This window comes from Halobacillus shinanisalinarum, assembly GCF_022919835.1.
Lineage (GTDB): Bacteria > Bacillota > Bacilli > Bacillales > Halobacillaceae > Halobacillus_A > Halobacillus_A shinanisalinarum.
Genome location: NZ_CP095074.1, coordinates 3076540 through 3097031 on the forward strand (window position 1 = coordinate 3076540; position 20492 = coordinate 3097031).

The window sequence follows — 20492 nt, forward strand, 5'->3', positions numbered from 1 at the left end:
AATAGTTGGAAAAAACAATTCCGGAATCAATGATTCGATTGATCAATGAAGTAAAGGATAGATTTGCAAATGATGAAAAACTCGGTGAAATGTTTGAAAAAGGTTTTATGAATACGCTAAAGACAACAGTCGAACGCAAGGATGACGGTACAACTTTTGTCATCACGGGTGATATCCCGGCGATGTGGTTAAGGGATTCAGCTGCACAAGTTCGCCCGTATTTGATATTGGCAGTTCATGATAAGGAAGTGGCAGATATAGTTGAAGGTGTAGTAAAAAGACAATTTCAATATATTGTTCATGACCCGTATGCAAATGCATTTAATAAAGAGGAGAACGGAAACGGACATCATGCTGATAATACAGAAATGACCCCGCTTATTTGGGAGCGTAAATATGAAGTCGACTCTCTATGCTATCCGATCCAATTAGCATACTTATTTTGGAAAGCAACAGGTCGGGTCTCCCACTTCAATCAAACATTTATAAATGCAGCAAAAAAAATCATACAAACATGGAAAATTGAGCAGGAGCATGAAAAACGTTCTTCTTACCGATTTCATAGGGAAAACGCTCCTAATGCTTCTGACACATTGACACGAAATGGTAAAGGAAGCTTAACAGCTAAAACAGGTATGACATGGTCCGGGTTTCGACCGAGTGATGATGCTTGTAAGTATGGTTATTTAATTCCTTCAAATATGTTTGCTGTTGTTGTGTTAAGATATTTGTCTGAAATCGCGGAAAGTGTTCTGGACGACCGTGAAATGAAAGATAAGTCCGATCTATTGGCCACGGAAATAAATGCAGGGATCGAAGCCCATGGAAAGGTCGAACATCCTGAATTCGGAACGATCTATGCTTACGAAACAGATGGATTTGGAAACCACAATTTGATAGATGATGCCAATGTTCCTAGTTTATTATCAGTTCCTTACTTAGGATATTGTAAGACAGACGACCTTGTTTATCAAAATACACGCCGATTTATTTTGAGTAGGGAAAATCCTTATTACTACGAAGGGAAAGTCGCAAGAGGGATTGGGAGTCCGCATACACCAGAAAGGTTCATCTGGCATATCGCACTTGCGATTCAAGGGTTAACAACCAATGACCAAGTTGAAAGCAAAGAGATCCTGGAATTGTTAAAATCGACGGATGCAAATACTTATTTAATGCATGAAGGCTTTGACGTTGACGACCCTAGCAATTTTACAAGGCCATGGTTTTCCTGGGCTAATTCCATGTTCAGTGAATTTCTGTTAAGTACATGCGGTTATTATGTTCCGGGGAGCCCAGGGTTTGCGGAGTCGGGGAAATAGAAATCGGGAAGAGACTTGAAGTTATGTTTATTTCGATTGAATCGTTATCAATAGAGGGGAAAATATGACTTTCCTTTAGTTAGGCAAATGCAGTTCTATTTTATGAAAAGTAAATAGAAATATACCACTAATAAATAAATTTAGAATTTTTTCTTCTAGGGATCTGTGGTGATTGAAAGGTCAATTAACCTATCAAAAGTGCTCGTAACTGTGGAACTGTTTCAGAAATAATAAAAGGCTAACATAGAAGAATTGGTCGGGTTCTTGGTTACAGATAAAAAGCACACAGAAGAAGGTGATAAAAGTGAATTATGTCGTAGGTATTGACATCGGTGGAACGAAAATAGCTGTAGGAATTGTAGATGAAGAAGGTAACCTGTACGATAACAAAATTTTTTCAAATGATGCGCAATCTCCGGTGGAAACAAAGTTGGAGCATCTGTATTCGATGGTCCACGGATTAATTAATCAAACGATGTTTTCCAGAGACCGGTTACTGGGTATAGGCGTAGGGGCTCCAGGCCCGTTAAATGCAAAAAACGGGGTGATTACATGTCCACCTAACTTACCCAACTGGGAAAATACTTATATTGTTGATTTATTACAAGAGGAATTTCAAGTTCCTGTAGTGCTTGAAAATGACGCAAACGCTGCTACTTTAGCAGAAAAATGGATTGGTGCTGCGCAGGAAAATAATCACTTTGTCTATATGACAATTAGTACCGGAATCGGTTCAGGTCTTTATGTCGATGGTAATCTTGTTTCCGGTTCACGCGGAAATGCCGGGGACATCGGTCATATGGTGATTGATCCCTCTTACGGTCCCTGTACTTGTGGCCAAGATGGTTGCTTCGAATCGATTGCTTCAGGTACTGCAATTGCTAGGCTTGGATCCACTTTAATTGGCGAAAGTTTAACAACAAAGCAAATTTTTGACCTTTATTATCAAGGAAATGAGTCAATCACATTATTTATAAATGATGTTTTCACAAAAATTGGGTCAGGTTGCGTTACACTTATTAATACCTTTGATCCGGAAAAAATTATCATTGGAGGTGGTGTTTCAAAAGTTGGAAACTGCCTCTTTGAGGAAGTGCAAGACTATGTTAGTAATTATGCTCTTAATCCTGAAGGAAGAAAAACTGAAATTGTCCCGTCAGGTTTAAAACAAAATTCCGGAGTGATCGGAGCTGCGGCTTTGTTTTTCCAAAAATGGATGACTGTTGAGAATTGATGGTATTGTATGGATGAAAATCGTTACCAATTACAAAAGCGAGCAAGAGTAATAGACTAAATTCCTTATACGTACACTCCATCGATGTAAATATAACTTTTCAAAAAAATCCCTCCTAAACTTTTAGTATGCTACATTTAGGTCGAATGGTTACGTAACCAACCAGGGGACTAAGCCAATAATATTCTGAATCTTAGGTGGTGTGCAAGGCTACATTATGACTGGAGCTTAACTGGATAATATTTATATATATTGGCAAATTATATAATTAATATGTACCCTCAGATTTTTAAGATAGCGATTATATAAGCGTTTTAATCCCAAATATAACTTATTTATTCCACTAAAAGAATGGGTGGCATGATATTAATTAGTCTGTACTAAGTCGTATTACTTAGTACAGACTTTTTTTATTAAAATAGGTCAGATAGCGTGATTTTTATTCTTGTAGTAGTCAGCATAATTGGGACTATACTCGATGGTCGGTATATCATACGAAACTATGTTAAAGAAAGGCGATGAATTTGTAGATAAGGTTTTAGCAGTGAGCAGTGGGGGTGCAAATTTTAACGGTGAAAACATATCCGGGGCAGTAACGGATCTATTGGTTTCTGGAATTCATCTACAGGATAAAAATTATAGCTATACTATAAAGCAACTCAATGCATATAAAGAGTCGATACTTGGGGGATGGAATAGTAAATTACTGATCCATATTAAAACTCAAGGTAAGGACGGGAAGATGGAAAAAGAACATAAAGCTCTCATTTTTATTTCTTGGGACAGAATGTTTTTTGATATTAATATGGATTATGACCGGTTAAAAATTATACAGACAAATGAGTAAACTTATATATGCTGAGTCTTTATTAAAGAATAACAGCTAATAAAGCTTGGCACTCATTTTTAGATAATTTATCTTGGCATCGAGTCTTACACATAAGGACGCAAATCTGGAATAAGACTTGCATTCTTTCTTTGTGCTCCAGATATTAGTAATAAAATGGTAGCTTATTATAAGCCCTATCGTTCATTGATTATATCAATTAATATATAATATATACATCGTGAGTAAGGATGGGTTATTTTGAAAAATCTAATTTTATTTTTTCTTTTACATATTTTATTTCTTTCAGGATGTAGTAGTGAAAATTATATTATATTTGAAGGAGAAAGTAATAATTGGGAAGGTAAACTTCAACTAGTTAATGATGAAACCGATGTAACAGGTAAATACTCTTTTAGACTGACTAATTGTAAAATAGATGAAGTAGATAACTTGACTATAAACATTAATGATGGCCAAACTATATTGAAACAAGACCAAGCATCTACTAAGAAGGCCATTGAAACTACTACTCAATGCTCTGGTTGTGCTACATTCGATGAAGGTTCTACCATACCTGTTACAATCTCCTGGAATAATAAAGAGTAAAGTTTCAAATTAACTAAAGAATAGTAGAATAAGACAATTTATCTCTATCTCCCCTGAGGGTCGTTAACATAGACACATCTCGGGGAGTTTTTAACTGATAAGCCCCCTAAAAACTTTTTGCATATATGGAGCATTCCTATGAGCTTTGACCAACTATTTAAATGGTTTGTAATGTTATCTTTAGTTATATTAACAGGTATTTCAATATTTATAGCTGTTAGCTTAAGTGACTTAATTGAGGAAATATTAATCAAAGGATAAGTATTATTATGAATGAACTATCGAATTAACACTTGAGTAAACAAGCAGTATTATAATCTTTCTTTTAAGATTATCTTGAAATCAAGTCTTCTGTTATACCAGCTAATATAAGCAATTCTTATTCTAAAAAGTACGTTTCAATATACACAGGTCACAATAAGTATTGTTTTCTCTAAAATAGAGAGACAGAAAGAATCACACCCATCTATAAAATATCACATGAATATCACCAATTATTAATAGTTGAGGAAATACAGAAAAAGAAAGTCCATTAAAAAGAAAAATACCTATCCCGTTTTAAGCTGAAATAAAGCGTCATAAAGCTCAGAAAATTCTTCTAAAGAATGGGCGGCATGATGTAAGGTCTTCCTTATCCCCCATAATGTAATAAAAATACCAAACGAAAGAGCTTACTTCCTGAATAAGGGAGTAAGCTTTTTTTCCGTGTTTGTTACAATAAAAATATTTAGAACTTTAGTGTAGTAGATTGGCGAGGGCAGGCACCGACTCACTACCTGAACTCTAAAATGAAGAATTTTTTAAGGTGCTTCTCAGCTAGAAGAAGCACCTTTTTTATATTATATAAAAACTTACAATGTTTAATCATTTTGAAGTTATTACGATTCAGCCAGAGCATTGGATCTCAGTGCTATTTATTTTAAGAAGGAATGGAGAAGGTATGAGTTTAGTCATTTTCCCTGAAGCGTCGATAATTTAAAATCGGAAAACTTATCATTGTACAGAACACATCTATGAAAGCGTTTTAAAAAAGTGTTTACAAAACGCAATTTACCGTGCTAGTATAAATGTAATAATTATTACACTATTCAGATATGTAATAATATTTATTACTTTTAAGGGGGTTAGGTAATGGAAAATGCTCCACTTTTGTCTGATGCAGTAATGGAACGAGTGAAAAAATTGAATACGACGCTTCTCGCTGATGCGATGGAGGGTAATGGATCGATGAACTTTAATATTAAACCAGTATCCGATGATATAATGGTCGCTGGTACGGCGTTGACTGTAGATCTCCGACCGGGAGATAATCTGTTTTTACATCAGGCCATTTACATGGGTTCGAAAGGATATGTATTAGTGGTAGATGGCAAAGGTCACACGGAGAATGCTTACTTAGGAGATTTAATGGCCAGCGCAGCAAAAGCTATGGGTATTGAAGGTATTGTGGTTAATGGTTTGGTAAGGGATAAAAATGAGTTGAAAAAAATGAATTTTCCTATTTTTTCGAGAGGGTATATCTCAAATGGCCCTTATAAAGATGGCCCCGGAAAAATAAATGTAGTTATTTCTTGTGGAAATACAACCGTTCATCCTGGTGATTTGATCGTGGGGGATGCGAATGGAGTGGTTGTAGTTCCTAGGGAGAAAATAAACGATGTGCTTGATAGGGGTGAGAAAAAATTAGTATATGAACAAAATCGTATTGAAAAGATAGATGCTTTTCAACTAGGAAAACATGATATTTTAGACATCGCTCCAAGTTGGCTTGAAGGTGAAATGGCAAAATACAAAGATTAATTGAGTTGGAGTGAATAACGATTTGGGATTATTTTTTGCTAATTATTGAATATTGATTGTAAGCGCATTCACTGATGAGTATAAAATAATGGCTAAAGTTTGGATAGGAGTTATTGAAATGAAAATAGGGTTTATTGGGTTTGGAGAAGTAAGTTATGAAATGTCGAAAGGTTTTAAGGAAGCCGGAGTAAAAGACATATGTGCTTTTGATCCACTTTATGAAGAAAGTAGTGTGCAAGAAAGAGCAAGTCGATCAAACGTTTCATTATTCGCAGATCCTGAGGAAGTTGCAGCACGAGAATTAGATGTTTTGATTGTCGCTGTTCCTGCCCAGTATGCATATTCAGCGTGGGAACAAATCGTTGACCATTTTAAGAAAGAAACAGTTTATGTTGATGTCTCGACAGCCGGAGCCTCCGTTAAAAACGACATTCACCAGAAATTAATGAAGGAAAATTACTGCCTAGTAGACGCAGCGTTAATGGGTCCCCTCCCTGTGCACCAGCATAGAGTTCCTATTATTGCTAGTGGGGATGGTACAGACAAGTTTATAAAGATCATGAAGCCCTATCAAATGGATATCGAAAAAATAAGCACTAGAGCAGGGGACGCGACAAATATCAAATTCATACGAAGCATTTACACTAAAGGTCTATCTATGCTTCTACTGGAAGTTATTCAATTATCAAATAAATTGGATTTGGAAGATACTATTATTAATTCATTGGCACGGACTATGGATGAAAAACCTTTCGTGGAAATCATGAACCGCCTAATCACGGGGAGCGCTATTCATTCTGAAAGGCGTCAAGTGGAGATGGAAAACGTAATTTCATTTATTGAAGAAAATGGTGAACTGCCGATTATGGCAAAAGCAACCAAAGATAAATTGGCACAACTTACTGCATATGGACTAAAAGAAAAATTCAATAATGAGACGCCTGAGAACTGGAAATTAGTTGTAAACAAACTATTATCTATGGAAAGAGGGGAAAAAAATAATGAGATTGTTAAATAAAACAGGGTTTCTTGGGATGATGGTAGCTTTGCTTATTACTTTAAGTGCTTGTGGAAATAGCTCTTCAGCAGGGGGAGAGGGAGATGGCAGTAATTATCCAGAAAAAGAGATTAAAATAGTTGTTCCCTTTGCCGCTGGTGGAGCTGCTACAACTACCGCAAGGCTTATAGCACAGAACATGGAAGAACACGTCGGTCAGGAGATTGTTGTAGAAAACCGAGAAGGCGGAGGCGGTACTGCAGGACAACAAGCAGTTGCTTCAGCAGAACCAAACGGTTATACCTTGTTGTTAGCGACAAACTCTGTGATTACAAACCCTATATTCAGTAAGACTGGGTATACGCACGAGGACTTTGCGCCGATAGGACAGGTAGTCAGTGATGCTTCCTATCTATACATCCCTGAAGATGCTCCATATGACGACTATGAATCTTTCGTGTCTTACGCTAAAGAAAACCCAGGTGAAGTAACGATTGGAACTTCTGGAGCGCAGGCATCTGACACCTTTGCGGCAAAAGACCTGATAGAAGCCGAGGGGTTGGACGCTCAGACTGTTCCGTATGATGGTGCGGCACGAGCCGTTAGTTCTGCTGCAGGTGGTCATGATGATGCAGCAATGAGTAGTTTTTCCGAAACTGAAGGTCAAGTGCAAGAAGGGAATTTGAAGCCTGTACTAATATTCAGTGAAGATAGTTCAGAGGAATACCCAGATATACCTACTACGGCTGATATAGGATATGAAGAGATCACGGACGAATCATGGAGAGGCCTGGTTGCACCTGAGGGTACAGACGAAGAAATTTTAAACTATTTAACGGATGCATTAGAGAAGGCATTTAATGAAGAGGACTTTCAAAAAGCTATGGAGAACCAGGGAATGGTCACTCGTTTTCGAAATGGTGAAGAACTCACAGAACTTATGAATAAACAGTATGAGCAGTACAATGGTGAATAATTAGGGCCATGACCTCTACCTAATAGAGGTAGGGGTCATATTTTCAGATGAATATATCAGGGGGAGCTATTATGCAGAAATCTAATTATATATTTGCGATCATCATGGCAATTCTTGCGCTTCTCTTTTATTTTTGGGGAAATGCGTTTTCAGAGGAGGCTAGCCAGTGGCCACAATTTTTTGCTATTACTTTACTGTTACTTTCTATACTATTGGTTGTCGACACATTTTTGAAACCTAACCGCGAAAAAGATGAAGATGAGGATGAAGTGGCAAAACCGCAAATATATGAAAAGAAAGTCTTTTATTCAGCACTTTTATTAATTGTATATTTGTTGATAATGGATAAATTGGGTTTTTTATTGACCACACCGATTTTCCTGGCTGCTCTACTATGGGCAATCAATTATAGGTTTATTACTAAATTAGTAACAATTTCTCTAGGGACTACAATAGCGCTCACCATTATATTTCAATTTCTATTAGGTGTTCCTATACCGCAAGGCGTTTTGGCAAATCTGTTCTAAAGGAGAGTCTTTATGGATCTGTGGATGAATGCAGTTTCTGATGTGTTTACATTAACTAACCTTTCCGTCATTCTATTCGGTACAGTGTTCGGAATAATTATGGGATGTTTGCCAGGAATGAGCTCTACTATGTCTATAGCAATCATCATTCCTTTTACTTTTACAATGGATCCAGCGTCTGGAATCATACTCCTTTCTGCGATTTATTGTGCCTCGGTTTATGGAGGTTCTATTTCAGCTATCCTTTTGAATACTCCAGGTACACCGGCCGGAGCAGCCACAGTACTGGATGGTTACCCTTTATCCCAGAAAGGCGAGAGCGGAAGAGTGTTAGGTGTCTCAGCTGTAGCTTCCGGACTGGGGGGTATCATTAGTGCAATAATACTTTCCACTACTGCTCCATTTTTGGCGGATCAAGCTTTACGTTTTGGTGCAGCTGAATATTTTGCTGTCGCCATTTTTGGAATATCAGTTGTATCAAGTTTAGGCGGGAAAAATCCAATAAAAGGATTGATCGCTGGCGTTTTTGGCATTTTAATAGCTACCGTAGGATTAGATCCAATTGTCGGTTACCCAAGGTATACGTTAGGGGAACCAGATCTAAATGCTGGATTTTCGCTGATACCTGTCCTAATAGGGGTGTTTTCTGCTTCACAATCGTTTGTATTGATAAAGAATGCAGGGAAAGACAAAGATGCGACCGTAAGTGATGTTTCGACTAATTCACGTCTGACTTTCAGAGAAACTATCAAACTATTACCAAATATATCTCGTTCTTCTTTAATAGGAACGTTTATAGGTATTATCCCGGGTATAGGTGGAGATCCGGCAGCTTTTGTAGCTTATAACGAAGCAATGCGCTGGTCGAAAAACCCGAAGAATTTTGGAAAAGGGGAAATAGGTGGGGTAGCTGCCCCGGAAGCTGCAAATAACGCAGTAACAGGAGGAGCCCTGATTCCATTACTTACATTAGGTATACCTGGAAATACAGTAACAGCCATTTTGATCGGTGGCCTATTAATCCATGGATTGCGCCCAGGGCCTATGCTTTTTGAAGAAAATGGCGATGTAGTATATGCATTGTTTATAAGTTTACTAGTTACAAATATTTTATTTATGGTGTTTGGTTTAGCGTTTACGAAGTATTTTGCAGCGGTCTTAAAGGTTCCTTCCATAATTTTAGGACCTATCATTTTAATGTTAAGTATCATAGGTGCTTATGCTATTCACAATAGTTATTTTGATATATGGATTATGCTGATATTTGGTTTTATTGGGTATTTGTTCAGGCAGATCAATGTTCCGACAACTCCAATCGTTCTGGCCTTGATCCTAGGACCTATTGCCGAAGAGAGTTTTCGACAAGCACTACTGCAAGGTGGCGGAGAGATGAGTATTTTTGTTACTCGTCCAATTACTGTAGTATTTTTAATTTTGGCTGTCATTTCGTTTTTCACTCCATTTGTGAGAGACTTTATACAATCAAAGAAACTAAAAAAAGTCTAACCTATCATGAAGGAAAATAAAGAAAACTTATACCGAATTCAAAACACTGTCCAAAAAATGCTGTGTGAAGTATATAAAGGAAGGATATATCGTGGAAAATCTATCTATAAAACCTGATAATTTTCAGGATTTAACACTAGACCATTTATCTTCGTTTCTCCATGGGAAGAGTTACAAAGATTTCATACAATTTTTCTTAGAAGAAAATAATAAGGGAGAAAATGGCTTACTCGTCAAAAATATTCGCGAGTCTCTGCTTCAAGAGGAAGAGGATTTTGTGCAAAACCAAATTGAATACTTCAATCGTAACGCCAGTGAATTGGCATTGTGGGTTAGTCCTGCTGAAAAAGTATTTGATCAATTTAAAAAGAACTATGAAGGGGACTCCTACGAAGGTTTAAATAGTGAAAAGGTGCCCAGGATGTTTCTCCTTCTAACGTTAAACTATGTTTTTGTTGGTTATAAAGACAAACAATTTCGAAAAGGCCTGGGACTAAAAAAACGCTCTTTTTTGAAGCCTTTTAAGATCTGAATGCACAAATAGACATGGTGGCGATATTCATGAAAAAGGATAAAAATGTGTATTTAATCTTACTATGTACTGCCTGTTTTATGTTCGGTATTGCTGGGAGTCGTCCTCTAATTCCGCTGTTTGCTAAAAATCTTGGGGCTACAAACACCGACATTGGTGTAATCGTTGCAATGTTTTCCCTTTTACCTTTGTTTCTTTCATTTCCCATGGGGAAAATACTTGATGAAATCGGCCCCAAAAGGCCTCTTTTGTACAGTGTAGGTTTAGGGGCGGCGGGGCTTCTATGGCCTTATTTATCGCCGAATTTATCAGGAATATATATTTCCCAAGTATTAACGGGTGTTTCACAAATGGCCTTTGTTATAGCAATGCAGACTTTTACAGGGCTTTTTAAAAAAGAAGAAACACGAGAATTTAATATATTTATATTTAGTATTGGGGCGGCAGCTGGAAATTTTGCCGGCCCCCTGTTCAGTGGCATACTCTCTCAACAGAAAGGGTATGCTTTTACGTTTTTTGTTTTGGCGATTTTGTCCGTAATTTCTGTTTTTCTAGTTCTTCTCTTACAAATTATAGATAAGAGTGATAAGAAAAGCAAAAGGACGGATATAGATAACACTGTGTTTGATTTATTGAAACAACCGGGATTAAGGAATGCTTTCCTAGTAAGTGCTTTAGTTTTAATAGCAAAGGATATGTATATTGCGTATTTTCCTTTACTTGCTTATGAAAAGGGCATTTCAAATGCCTTAATAGGGCTAATTATATCAATAAACGCTGGAGCAGGTGTGTTAATTAGAATTTTCCTCCCGGTTATTGCACAAAAATGGAACCGTCGGAAAGTTATTTCATTTTCTATCCTGGCAATTGCTTTACTTTACACAACTCACCCAATATTAGAACATGTCGCTCTATTCCTCGTTATTTCGTTTATTCTTGGTATTTGTTTGGGGATAGGTCAACCTTTATCAATATCAGCTACAATGAGTAATCTCCCATCTGATCAGGTAGGAAAAGGATTAGGGTTAAGGTTAACTATTAATAAGTTTACGCAAGTTACCATCCCTGTGTTTTTGGGGATGGCAGCAAGTGTTGTCGGAATAACGGGGGTATTCTATATGGTAGGTTTTCTTATGTTCACAGGTACAATAAATATAAGAAAGGATAAGGGTTAGTTTTTGTTTGGCAAGGTAGATAGTGTTAAAGTAATATATACGTGAATATTTTTTACACCTCGAATTGCTGGGTGAAGTAATTTTACTATAACTTATGGAGAGAGAACTATGGATAATCTTTTGGTTAATTTAAAAGAGAGGATTTCTGAACTAACAATCACCCAACGTAAAGTTGCTGATTATATTTTACAAAATCCTTCGGAGGTTGCTTTTCTTACCGTGGATCAATTAGCACGCAAAGTAGGCACCAGTACTACAACTATTATGAGATTAACTTTTACCCTGGGATATACAGGGTACTCTCAATTTCAGAAAGGACTGCAGGCTATACTGCGTAATAGAACAGCCCCCCATACCCGTTTAGAAACGAATTTGAAAGATATGGGGACGAGGACCTGTGGGGACGTACAGTTAGCAAGCATCTGAACCAGATTGAAAATATGTTTGACCAAATCTCAGCCGAATATCTGGATACCATTATCGATGAAATTCTGGCAGCTGATCAAATTTATTGCACAAGTGTCCGTAGTGGCCTTCCTGTAGGTCAGTATTTGACCCACGGCTTGAATCGCTCATTGGGAAATTGTCATTTAGTAATGGCTGATATGAGTGATTGGATTGATGATATGATTAATATGAAATCCACTGATTTAATCATTGCTACTAGTTTTCCAAGGTATGCTCAACGTATCATTGAATTCGTAAAGGTAGCAAGAGAGCGTAATATCAAAGTTATTGCTATTACAGATAACTATTCAGCTCCTATTGTGGAGCATGCTGATCATATTCTTACTTGTGATTCAAGTAGTATAGCCTTTCACAATTCACCTATTACAGCAATGGTCGTAGCTGACTATATTATTAGTGCGGCAGCTATTAGAAATTCAGATGAAACTCGGGGAAGGCTAGATGAAATAAACAACATATTAACAAAAATTGAATATCACCACGGTAAATAATTTTGATTAGCAATAAGGCGTTATGATATGCCAACCCATCAAATTTAATCCCCAAAGAGATTAATTTGCTGGCATTACAACCTTCCTTATAAAGTTTAATCATATGCACTCCAACAGCCTTCTAAGCTGTTGGTCTTTTTTTTGACGGCATTCTAAACCAATTCGTCAAGGAGAATGTGACTTTTAAAAAGTCACAAGAAAAGTAACGAGGGAACATAATCACTCGATGTGTATGGTGGAGTGATTGTGGTTTTGCTTCATTTGACAACTACCCCCGCAGCACCGAATTCTGCAACCGTTCGTTGCCTTCAAGGTAACTAAAAACGCCTTAAGGCGTTCTCAGAAGTAGAAAATGCCCTTGTGCTTCCCGAAATCACTGAAACAATGCTTAGAATGACACCATCCCTTTCCTAGCGAGGTTATTTTAGGCGTTATCAGTGGCTAGACATCAAATACGTTGAATACTTTGGATACGTTGTTTGCTGAGTGAAGATATCAGGTATTCAAAGTTACTTTTGGCTCAATTTTTCTTCTTAGAATACTTTAAATACTTCTTATTTTCATAGTATAGATAATCGCATTTTCCTGACGCTACCCCTTATAGGGATATTTGCTTGTACTAGGGCTAATATCGATTGATCGTCTGAAACCTCATAGTTTACAGCGGGAACTATTTGATATTTATTAAAGAGTCAGCAACCTCATTATCCATCCTGACCCCACTTTGAAAAACGTTAAAGAAGTTTTTATGGCCTTAAGGAAGCACTTGGCATCACAAATGTTGACAAATTTCTGAATTTATTTTAGCCTACATGTAAGCGCTCTAATTAACAAGGAGATATAACACAATGACCTCATCTAAAGATGTAGCAAAACACGCAGGAGTATCTCAGTCCACGGTTTCAAGGGTGTTGAACACCCCTGAAAAAGTCGACAGAAATAAATATGAAAAAGTAGTACAAACCATGAAAGAACTTAATTATCGCCCCAATTCTATTGCAAGATCACTGGTAAAAAAACAGACGAAGTCGATTGCCCTTATCTCAGGTCCTTTACACAACCCGTTTTTTGTGGAAACGACGACTTCGATCGTCAATTATTCCAAGCAGAGGGGGTATAACGTAAACGTCCATTTTGAGAATTTTGGAGATAACATGTCCATTTATAAAGATGTTCTTGAGCGTGAGGTAGACGGAATTATCCTATCTTCCATTCTGTATGATGATCCGATATTTCCTGAGCTTAAAAAGCAAAATATTCCGTTCATCATGTTTAATCGTAAACATCGTGAACCAATGAATTATGTGGAAATGGACAATGTACAGGCTGGAAGGATTGCAACGGAACATTTGTTGGGTTTGAATCACCAAAATATTGTTTATATCGGTGGTCCATCCACTATGACCACTTTTCAGGGTCGCTATGAAGGCTTCAGACAGGTTATGGAAGAAAACGATTTCGAAGTTACGGATCATAATGCACGAATGACGAATACCAGTGAAGAGGCTATTCGTGAGGTTATGGGGGGATATTAGCTGAAAAGGATCGTCCAACAGCTATTTTTGCAGCCACAGATTCGATTGCCATTTTCATTTTGGATTATTTAATACAAAAAGGATATAGCGTACCGTCAGATATCAGTTTGATTGGGGTCGATAATATCGCCTTAACGAGCCATCATTCTTTTCAGCTGACAACAGTTGGGATGATAAAGGAAGCGAATCTAGGTCAGTTGGCTATTGAGAATCTAATTGAACAGATTGAGAACCCTGAAATAGATAGTATTCAGGAGACGTACCCGAATCAGTTGTTTATACGATCAACAACAAAGAAAATTTAAACTTTATTTTGAATACGTATTCATAGCCGAAATATAATGAGATTTTATGACATGGGGTTCCATTAGGGGTAATCCTTTAATTTGAATATGATCAGGATGAATACGTAACCAATAATTACAACTCTTCATCATCCCTGAGTGTGATACCAAGCTAGTGAAAAGGATCTTCAACTTTAAAACAGATTTCACTTTATTATTCTCTTTTAGGAGATGAATATACTATGTACATGCTTCAAGAGGCAGACAAAATTCAATTACCTGATCAACACACGATTTTATATTATCCATATGTTTTATCCGAATGGTCGGTAGAGTATAAACCCTTACCATTCATGAAGAATAGAAACGAAAAGATGAGGGTCATTTCAAATATGTTCTATAAAGATACGGGACTGTTTGCATGGTCTATGGAGAAATTAAAAGCGCTACCAAATAATGATCAAGCGATATTTTTACCTGAACAGTATGAGGATAAGGATCGGCACCATACTACAGTTGATTTTTTACGTAATCTGTACCTCCACAAAAGGAAGGTATGGTCTAATCCATTATTGGATTGTTTGAATACGTATTCATTGTATGTGCCCTATGCGATTTTTCCTGAGTACAGTAAGAAACAAAGGGGGTATCAAATACTGGAGATTTCTTCAGGTCACAGGGCGGATCTGAAGAAACACAAAGATATCTATCACTATCTGCAAACTAGGGAGGTGATTGAATGACGTTTTTGTATATCATGATGGCTATTATTTTAGGGACATGGATAGGGATGGCTTTCGTGCTTTTTAAAACGAACTTTTTAAATAAGTAAGGGGGATTACATTGGACAGTGTAGTTGTTTATTCTTGGATATTCATGGGGATTTTTATTGGTATTATGCTTGCTATGGGTTTTATAGGAATGAAAAAGACGAAGAGCGCAGATGATTTTGCTACGGCTCGGTCTAGTTATGGACCAATGACCATTGCCCTGGTTATCAGTGCAGGGATATCAAGTGGATCAACGTTTATGGGGATGCCTGGGTTAGCCTATGACTTAGGAACTCCGAGTTTATGGTATCCGCTGCTGTATCCGGTAGCAACACTTATCGGGATGCTATTTGTAGCGAAGACTATTAAAAAGTACGGGGATGAGTTTGGAACACGAACGATTCCTGAATTTATAGGGGACCGTTTTAATAGTGAGTTTTTAAGAATTGTATTAACGGTCATATCTATTCTATTAATCTTCTATGTGGTATCCCAGCTGGTTGCAGCTTCCACGATGTTCCAAATTATGATGGGGGTTGATTATCATTGGGGAATCATTATTACAGGGGTAGTGCTGGCGATTTATGTATTTATGGGTGGCTCCCATTCTGACATCTTGACGGACTCTATTCAGGGTTTTCTGATGTTAATTACATCTCTGGTTGTAGTCGTTGTTTTTGTGGCAAGTGTTGGGGTGGAAGGTGGTTTTGGAGATATGATCTCCACGATAAAGGAAAGGAACCCTACTGGTGGTTTTGATCAACTGTTCCTTCCTGGTAACAACACGTATGGCTCATTTTGGCTAGTGGCCTTACTTTTTATCGCCCACCTTCCATTTGGTATTTTACCACATTTAGGGAATAAATTCTTGGCTGTAAAGTCGAACAAGGATATGAAGAAATTGATCATGTACTGTACGATTTTTGCAACCATCTTATCTTTAATGGGTCTTGGCGGTATGCTCGGTATTGCTGTGATTGATCCAGGGGTGGAAATTCGTCCTGATCAGGTCATACCTGTATTATTTCAGGAAATTTTTCCTCCATTCCTAGCAGCATTTTTAGCAGTAACGGTTCTCTCTGCTATTATGTCCACATCAGACGGATTGATTGTATCGTTAACGCAGCTACTTGCGAACGACCTTTATCGTAAATCAATTGTTCCCAGGTTTAATGTCTCCAAAGAAAAAGCAGAAAAAATCGAGCTTGGCATAAGTCGTTATTCCACTTTTGTGGTCATTCTCATTGCGGCTATAATGGCGTGGAATCCACCTCAATTTCTATCGATCTTCATGTGGATCGGAATAGGAGGTATCGTATCCGCTACGGCGGGACCATTAGTTGTCGGTGCTTTGTGGAGTAGAGCAACCAAAGCAGGGGCCATCACATCATTAGTGGTGGGTACGCTCTCTTACTGGTACATCTTCCTGCCAATAGGACTAGGAGTCAGAAATCCGTTTGCTGCTGCCGGTACAGGAGTACTGTTAAGCATGATAACGATGGTTGTATTTACTTTAATTGTGGGGAAACAAGAATCAAATGAATGCGGAAACTTCAGAAAAGGTATCCATTAATTCTTAGAAAAGGAGAATAATAGATGAATTCTTTTATTACGCCACAGAACATTTATCACGGGGAAAATTCAATTAAGCAGCTTAGAACGATCGTTCAGGATTTGAAGGTAAGACGTGCTTTTGTACTAACCGATCCTATGTTAAAAGAACTTGAAGTTATTCAGCCTATTGAGAAGATTTTAAAAGAGGAGGGTATCAGGTATGACTTATCGACTAACGTCGTACCTGAGCCACCTTTAGAGATAGGAAATGAAGTGCTCCAAGAAATCCGGGAAAATCAACCTGATCTTGTGTTAGGGATTGGGGGAGGAAGTGCGATGGATCTTTCCAAAGCTTCGGCTGTACTGGCGGACCATGAGGGTTCTGTGGGAGACTACTTGAATTTAACGGGTACCAAGAAGCTTGAATCTCCAGGCATTCCGACAGTGCTTATTCCTACCACAGCAGGAACAGGGGCCGAAGTAACAGATATTTCAGTCTTCTCCTTAGAAGGTACAAAAGATGTTATTACCCACAAATATTTGTTAGCTAACTATGCTATCGTGGATCCGCAGCTAACCTATACGCTGCCACCTAAGGTGACCGCAGCGAGTGGAGTAGATGCACTCACTCATGCCATTGAAGCTTTTACTTCTGTGAATGCAACTCCTTTAACAGATACGCTCGCTTTAGATGCCATGAAGCGAATTGTGAATAATTTACGTAGTGCTGTTTGGAATCCAAAAGCCTATTATGCTAGAAAAGAAATGTCGCTTGGCAGTTTAATAGCAGGACTCAGCTTTTATAATGCAGGGGTTGCAGGGGTGCATGGATTAGCTTATCCGCTCGGGGGCTTATTTAAGATTCCACACGGTGAAGCTAACGCCGTGCTTCTACCTTTTGTGTACCACCGTATTTGGCCATCTTGTTTAGAAAAAATGTATGCGCTAGGTGAAGTTTTCTCTGTATCCTATGAAGGCAAGGACAAACGTCAAGTTGCCCTGGAGGTCATACAAGCTCTTCATGAACTAGTAAAAGATGTAGGTTTACCGACCACCATTTCTGAATACAACATTACAACGGATGATATAGACCAACTAACCAGTAACGGTAATAAGCAGACACGCTTGCTTGCAAGAAGCCCGATGCCTTTTGATGAAAATAGTATACGAAATGTTTATGAGCATGCACTTCGTGGATGGGAATAAGTTGCAATTTAACAAAATATATTAGAGGATGATAACAATGGATAATAATGGTGATCAACTAAATTTATTAAACTATATAGCTGGAGAATGGCAGGGGCAAAACCTAGAAAAGTTTGACGTCATGAATCCAGCCACCAATGAAGTGGTAGGTACAATGCCAAACGGAACGGAAGAAGATGTGCTTGCAGCCATTGACGGGGCACAATTAGCATTGGAAGAATGGAAAGGATTATCTGCTGAGAAAAGGTCTATTTTTCTAGAAAAATTCTATCAGCAGGTGGTTGAACGAAAAGAAGAGATCGCTCGCATTATTACCTTGGAAAATGGCAAGCCCCTTAATGAAGCAAGAGGAGAAGTCTTATATGCGGCTTCTTTTATCAAATGGTACGCAGAAGAAGGGAAACGAGTGTATGGTAGGACCATCCCATCGAAAGGGGCAGGTCAGCGAATCCAAGTCATCAAACAGCCAGTCGGTGTAGTTGCAGCTATTACTCCATGGAATTTTCCTGCTGCTATGATCACTAGAAAGCTGGCTCCAGCCCTTGCGGCAGGTTGTACTTTTATTGTAAAACCACCAAAGGAAACGCCATTAACGGCCGCCAAGTTAATGGAGTGTGCGGAAGAGGCAGGTATCCCGAGCGGGGTAGTTAATATGGTGGTAACACCAAACGAAGCGTTCAGTGAAACGGTCCAAAATAGTAATGAAGTTCGTAAACTTACCTTTACTGGTTCCACAGAAGTAGGGAAATTGCTCATGAAGCAAAGCGCGGGTTTAGTAAAAAACATCTCACTGGAACTTGGCGGTCAGGCTCCGTTGATTGTATTAGATGATGCTGATGTAGAAACAGCGGTCGAAGGCACGATTGCATCAAAATTCAGAAATGCCGGCCAAACTTGCATATGTGCGAACCGACTTTATGTTCAATCCGGAATATATGATGAATTCGTCAGCAAATTAAAAGGAAAAATTAAAGAACTTAAAGTAGGAAATGGATTGGAAGAAGACGTGGATATTGGGCCTCTCATTAATCAAAAGGGGTGTGATAAAGTCGTACGCCATGTAGAGGATGCGGTAGAGAAAGGAGCTGAAGTAGTCGTCGGTGGCCAAGTCAATCAAAATGATGCACCATTTTACGAACCTACACTCATTCTAGAAGCAAAGGAAAATATGCTTTGTATGACCGAAGAGACCTTTGGTCCAGTAGTCCCCGTAAAAAAGGTAGAATCGGATGAGGAAGCTATTAGCCTTGCCAATGAGACACCTTTTGGGTTAGCTGCCTATTATTTCACAGAAAGTATTAGCCGTGGTACAAGAATAGCGGAAGCCTTAGACTATGGCATTATTGGCTGGAACCATGGTGCCCCATCTGCTGCTCAAGCTCCTTTTGGAGGAATGAAGCAAAGTGGATTAGGAAGAGAAGGGGGAGCGGAAGGTATAGAAGCCTTTCTGGAAACGAAGTATCTCTCCGTTGGTATAAAATGATTAATAAGAATGCCTTTTGGTTGTATGACCAGAAGGCATTCTTTTTATTTGGGGGTGTATGAGGATTCGCCTACGTACATTGTTACGGAGGATGAAGGCTATCTATCGGGAGAAGGCCTCGGATCAGAGTGTGCCACTGGCTGAACCACTTGTCCAACCGAGTGTAGCCGATCTAAAATAGTATTAAGCAATCGGGGAGGTTAGTTTAATATGATTGATAAAGATAAGTTATTCCGGCAAAAAATAAGACCCCTCGATTTTGGAAAATCAAGGGTCTTACCTTATAAATAAAAATAATCTAATTATGACTCTTTTCTAGGGCTAGTTTTATACCAAAACCTATCAGTATAGTACCTGTGATTCCTTCAATAATATATTGTGCTTTAGGCTCTTTCATAAAAGCACTAATCTGATTAATTAAATAGACGTAAAGTAAAAACCATATGGCAGTCAATACAGTAAAGGTGATACCCATTATAAGAAACGGTAGAAAGGTATTGCTTCCAGAGTCCACGAATTGAGGAAAAAAAGTTAAGAAAAAGACAGCAACTTTGGGGTTTAGGATATTGGTAAGGAATCCTTGTTTAAAACAAGATGTATTTTTAAACTGGCTTTTTGTGTTCATCTCAACACTTGCTGCTTCTTCCTTTTTCCTTAAATACCATAAAGTCTTAACACCCAGATAAATTAAGTAAACAGCACCAACGTATTTGAAGACAGAAAATAATAACGCTGATTTCATAATGATTGCTGATAGTCCTAATACAGCAGCAGAAGTATGGATAAGAATGGCACAACAAATACCTAAAGCTGTTTTAAGACCCCCGATTCTCCCAACGGTGAGAGTGTTTTTGGTAACAATGGCAATATCGGGACCAGGTAAAATAATTAGAAAAATACACATAAGGACAAACAGATAAAAGTTTTCCATTTTATTATCTCCTTTTTGATTAAGATGAGGTCTGAATATGTGATTCTTACATTGTATTATATATAAATAACAGAATAAACGTATGGAAAAGCTTTTTTCTTGATGCTGGATTTACGAATATAACGATTATTCTACTGGACTTTTTGCGGGGTGGATTTGCCAAACAGAATAAATTATTGCAATAACATGAGTTAAGAATGATTGTTTCGCTAACGGAGCGTTTTTCTTAAATAAAGATCAGCACTTATTTTTCATTATAGAGCCAG

20 protein-coding genes are annotated in these 20492 nt (G+C 38.0%); 19 read left to right on the forward strand and 1 reads right to left on the reverse strand.

The window, feature by feature from the left end:
* Positions 1-5 precede the first annotated feature (5 nt).
* From MUO14_RS15420 to MUO14_RS15510, 19 genes are all read left to right on the forward strand, one after another.
* Entirely contained in the window at positions 6-1322 is a 1317-nt protein-coding gene (locus MUO14_RS15420) for a glycoside hydrolase family 125 protein (protein ID WP_244751507.1), read from the forward strand.
* A 304-nt stretch (positions 1323-1626) separates the two neighbouring features.
* Positions 1627-2556 (forward strand): ROK family protein, encoded by a 930-nt coding sequence (locus tag MUO14_RS15425; RefSeq protein ID WP_244751508.1) that lies wholly within the window; start codon positions 1627-1629, stop codon positions 2554-2556.
* Positions 2557-3034: 478 nt separating this feature from the next.
* Positions 3035-3403: a hypothetical protein gene (locus tag MUO14_RS15430; protein ID WP_244751509.1), complete on the forward strand. Its 369-nt coding sequence runs from the start codon at positions 3035-3037 to the stop codon at positions 3401-3403.
* Positions 3404-3643: 240 nt separating this feature from the next.
* Positions 3644-3991 carry a hypothetical protein gene (locus tag MUO14_RS15435; RefSeq protein ID WP_244751510.1) on the forward strand — a complete coding sequence of 116 codons (348 nt, stop codon included), beginning with the start codon at positions 3644-3646 and terminating at the stop codon, positions 3989-3991.
* Positions 3992-5122: 1131 nt separating this feature from the next.
* Complete coding sequence (locus MUO14_RS15440; protein WP_244751511.1) at positions 5123-5791, forward strand: RraA family protein; 669 nt, start codon at positions 5123-5125, stop codon at positions 5789-5791.
* An 88-nt stretch (positions 5792-5879) separates the two neighbouring features.
* The gene (locus MUO14_RS15445) at positions 5880-6809 is read left to right on the forward strand and encodes a DUF1932 domain-containing protein (RefSeq protein ID WP_244751512.1); all 930 of its coding nucleotides are present in this window, start codon (positions 5880-5882) and stop codon (positions 6807-6809) included.
* Positions 6793-7764, forward strand: coding sequence for a tripartite tricarboxylate transporter substrate binding protein (locus MUO14_RS15450; protein WP_244751513.1), 972 nt, complete (start codon positions 6793-6795; stop codon positions 7762-7764). Before MUO14_RS15445 ends, MUO14_RS15450 begins: the two co-directional genes overlap by 17 nt.
* Before the next feature lie 71 nt (positions 7765-7835).
* Complete coding sequence (locus MUO14_RS15455; protein ID WP_244751514.1) at positions 7836-8291, forward strand: tripartite tricarboxylate transporter TctB family protein; 456 nt, start codon at positions 7836-7838, stop codon at positions 8289-8291.
* 12 nt (positions 8292-8303) lie between these two features.
* The gene (locus MUO14_RS15460; protein WP_244751515.1) at positions 8304-9797 is read left to right on the forward strand and encodes a tripartite tricarboxylate transporter permease; all 1494 of its coding nucleotides are present in this window, start codon (positions 8304-8306) and stop codon (positions 9795-9797) included.
* Positions 9798-9888: 91 nt separating this feature from the next.
* Positions 9889-10329, forward strand: a complete 441-nt coding sequence (locus tag MUO14_RS15465) for a hypothetical protein (protein WP_244751516.1) — start codon at positions 9889-9891, stop codon at positions 10327-10329.
* A gap of 29 nt (positions 10330-10358) precedes the next feature.
* Entirely contained in the window at positions 10359-11504 is a 1146-nt protein-coding gene (locus MUO14_RS15470) for an MFS transporter (protein ID WP_244751517.1), read from the forward strand.
* 108 nt (positions 11505-11612) lie between these two features.
* Complete coding sequence (locus tag MUO14_RS15475) at positions 11613-11930, forward strand: MurR/RpiR family transcriptional regulator (protein WP_244751518.1); 318 nt, start codon at positions 11613-11615, stop codon at positions 11928-11930.
* A gap of 14 nt (positions 11931-11944) precedes the next feature.
* Positions 11945-12463, forward strand: a complete 519-nt coding sequence (locus MUO14_RS15480) for a MurR/RpiR family transcriptional regulator (RefSeq protein ID WP_244751519.1) — start codon at positions 11945-11947, stop codon at positions 12461-12463.
* A gap of 848 nt (positions 12464-13311) precedes the next feature.
* Positions 13312-13998: a LacI family DNA-binding transcriptional regulator gene (locus MUO14_RS15485; RefSeq protein ID WP_244751520.1), complete on the forward strand. Its 687-nt coding sequence runs from the start codon at positions 13312-13314 to the stop codon at positions 13996-13998.
* A 59-nt stretch (positions 13999-14057) separates the two neighbouring features.
* Positions 14058-14303: a substrate-binding domain-containing protein gene (locus MUO14_RS15490; RefSeq protein ID WP_244751521.1), complete on the forward strand. Its 246-nt coding sequence runs from the start codon at positions 14058-14060 to the stop codon at positions 14301-14303.
* 221 nt (positions 14304-14524) lie between these two features.
* Entirely contained in the window at positions 14525-15025 is a 501-nt protein-coding gene (locus MUO14_RS15495; protein WP_244751522.1) for a hypothetical protein, read from the forward strand.
* A 100-nt stretch (positions 15026-15125) separates the two neighbouring features.
* A complete protein-coding gene (locus MUO14_RS15500) occupies positions 15126-16625 on the forward strand; it encodes a sodium:solute symporter family protein (protein ID WP_244751523.1) in 1500 nt (499 codons plus the stop codon).
* A gap of 23 nt (positions 16626-16648) precedes the next feature.
* Positions 16649-17812 (forward strand): iron-containing alcohol dehydrogenase, encoded by a 1164-nt coding sequence (locus tag MUO14_RS15505; RefSeq protein WP_244751524.1) that lies wholly within the window; start codon positions 16649-16651, stop codon positions 17810-17812.
* 37 nt (positions 17813-17849) lie between these two features.
* Positions 17850-19295, forward strand: a complete 1446-nt coding sequence (locus tag MUO14_RS15510) for an NAD-dependent succinate-semialdehyde dehydrogenase (protein ID WP_255822122.1) — start codon at positions 17850-17852, stop codon at positions 19293-19295.
* Between the two features lie 298 nt (positions 19296-19593).
* On the opposite strand, the gene MUO14_RS15515 is transcribed toward MUO14_RS15510, so the two are convergent.
* Positions 19594-20226, reverse strand: a complete 633-nt coding sequence (locus MUO14_RS15515; RefSeq protein ID WP_244751525.1) for a LysE family translocator — start codon at positions 20224-20226, stop codon at positions 19594-19596.
* Positions 20227-20492 lie beyond the last annotated feature (266 nt).

What these genes read in the sequence shown, in the direction of transcription:
- MUO14_RS15445 (WP_244751512.1), top strand. Translation starts at nt 5,880, where the DNA reads ATGGCTAAAGTTTGGATAGGAGTTATTGAAATGAAAATAGGGTTTATT.
- MUO14_RS15505 (WP_244751524.1), top strand. Translation starts at nt 16,649, where the DNA reads ATGAATTCTTTTATTACGCCACAGAACATTTATCACGGGGAAAATTCA.
- MUO14_RS15450 (WP_244751513.1), top strand. Translation starts at nt 6,793, where the DNA reads ATGAGATTGTTAAATAAAACAGGGTTTCTTGGGATGATGGTAGCTTTG.
- MUO14_RS15460 (WP_244751515.1), top strand. Translation starts at nt 8,304, where the DNA reads ATGGATCTGTGGATGAATGCAGTTTCTGATGTGTTTACATTAACTAAC.
- MUO14_RS15515 (WP_244751525.1), bottom strand. Translation starts at nt 20,226, where the DNA reads ATGGAAAACTTTTATCTGTTTGTCCTTATGTGTATTTTTCTAATTATT.
- MUO14_RS15430 (WP_244751509.1), top strand. Translation starts at nt 3,035, where the DNA reads ATGGTCGGTATATCATACGAAACTATGTTAAAGAAAGGCGATGAATTT.
- MUO14_RS15475 (WP_244751518.1), top strand. Translation starts at nt 11,613, where the DNA reads ATGGATAATCTTTTGGTTAATTTAAAAGAGAGGATTTCTGAACTAACA.
- MUO14_RS15485 (WP_244751520.1), top strand. Translation starts at nt 13,312, where the DNA reads ATGACCTCATCTAAAGATGTAGCAAAACACGCAGGAGTATCTCAGTCC.
- MUO14_RS15455 (WP_244751514.1), top strand. Translation starts at nt 7,836, where the DNA reads ATGCAGAAATCTAATTATATATTTGCGATCATCATGGCAATTCTTGCG.
- MUO14_RS15495 (WP_244751522.1), top strand. Translation starts at nt 14,525, where the DNA reads ATGTACATGCTTCAAGAGGCAGACAAAATTCAATTACCTGATCAACAC.
- MUO14_RS15440 (WP_244751511.1), top strand. Translation starts at nt 5,123, where the DNA reads ATGGAAAATGCTCCACTTTTGTCTGATGCAGTAATGGAACGAGTGAAA.
- MUO14_RS15510 (WP_255822122.1), top strand. Translation starts at nt 17,850, where the DNA reads ATGGATAATAATGGTGATCAACTAAATTTATTAAACTATATAGCTGGA.
- MUO14_RS15470 (WP_244751517.1), top strand. Translation starts at nt 10,359, where the DNA reads ATGAAAAAGGATAAAAATGTGTATTTAATCTTACTATGTACTGCCTGT.
- MUO14_RS15480 (WP_244751519.1), top strand. Translation starts at nt 11,945, where the DNA reads ATGTTTGACCAAATCTCAGCCGAATATCTGGATACCATTATCGATGAA.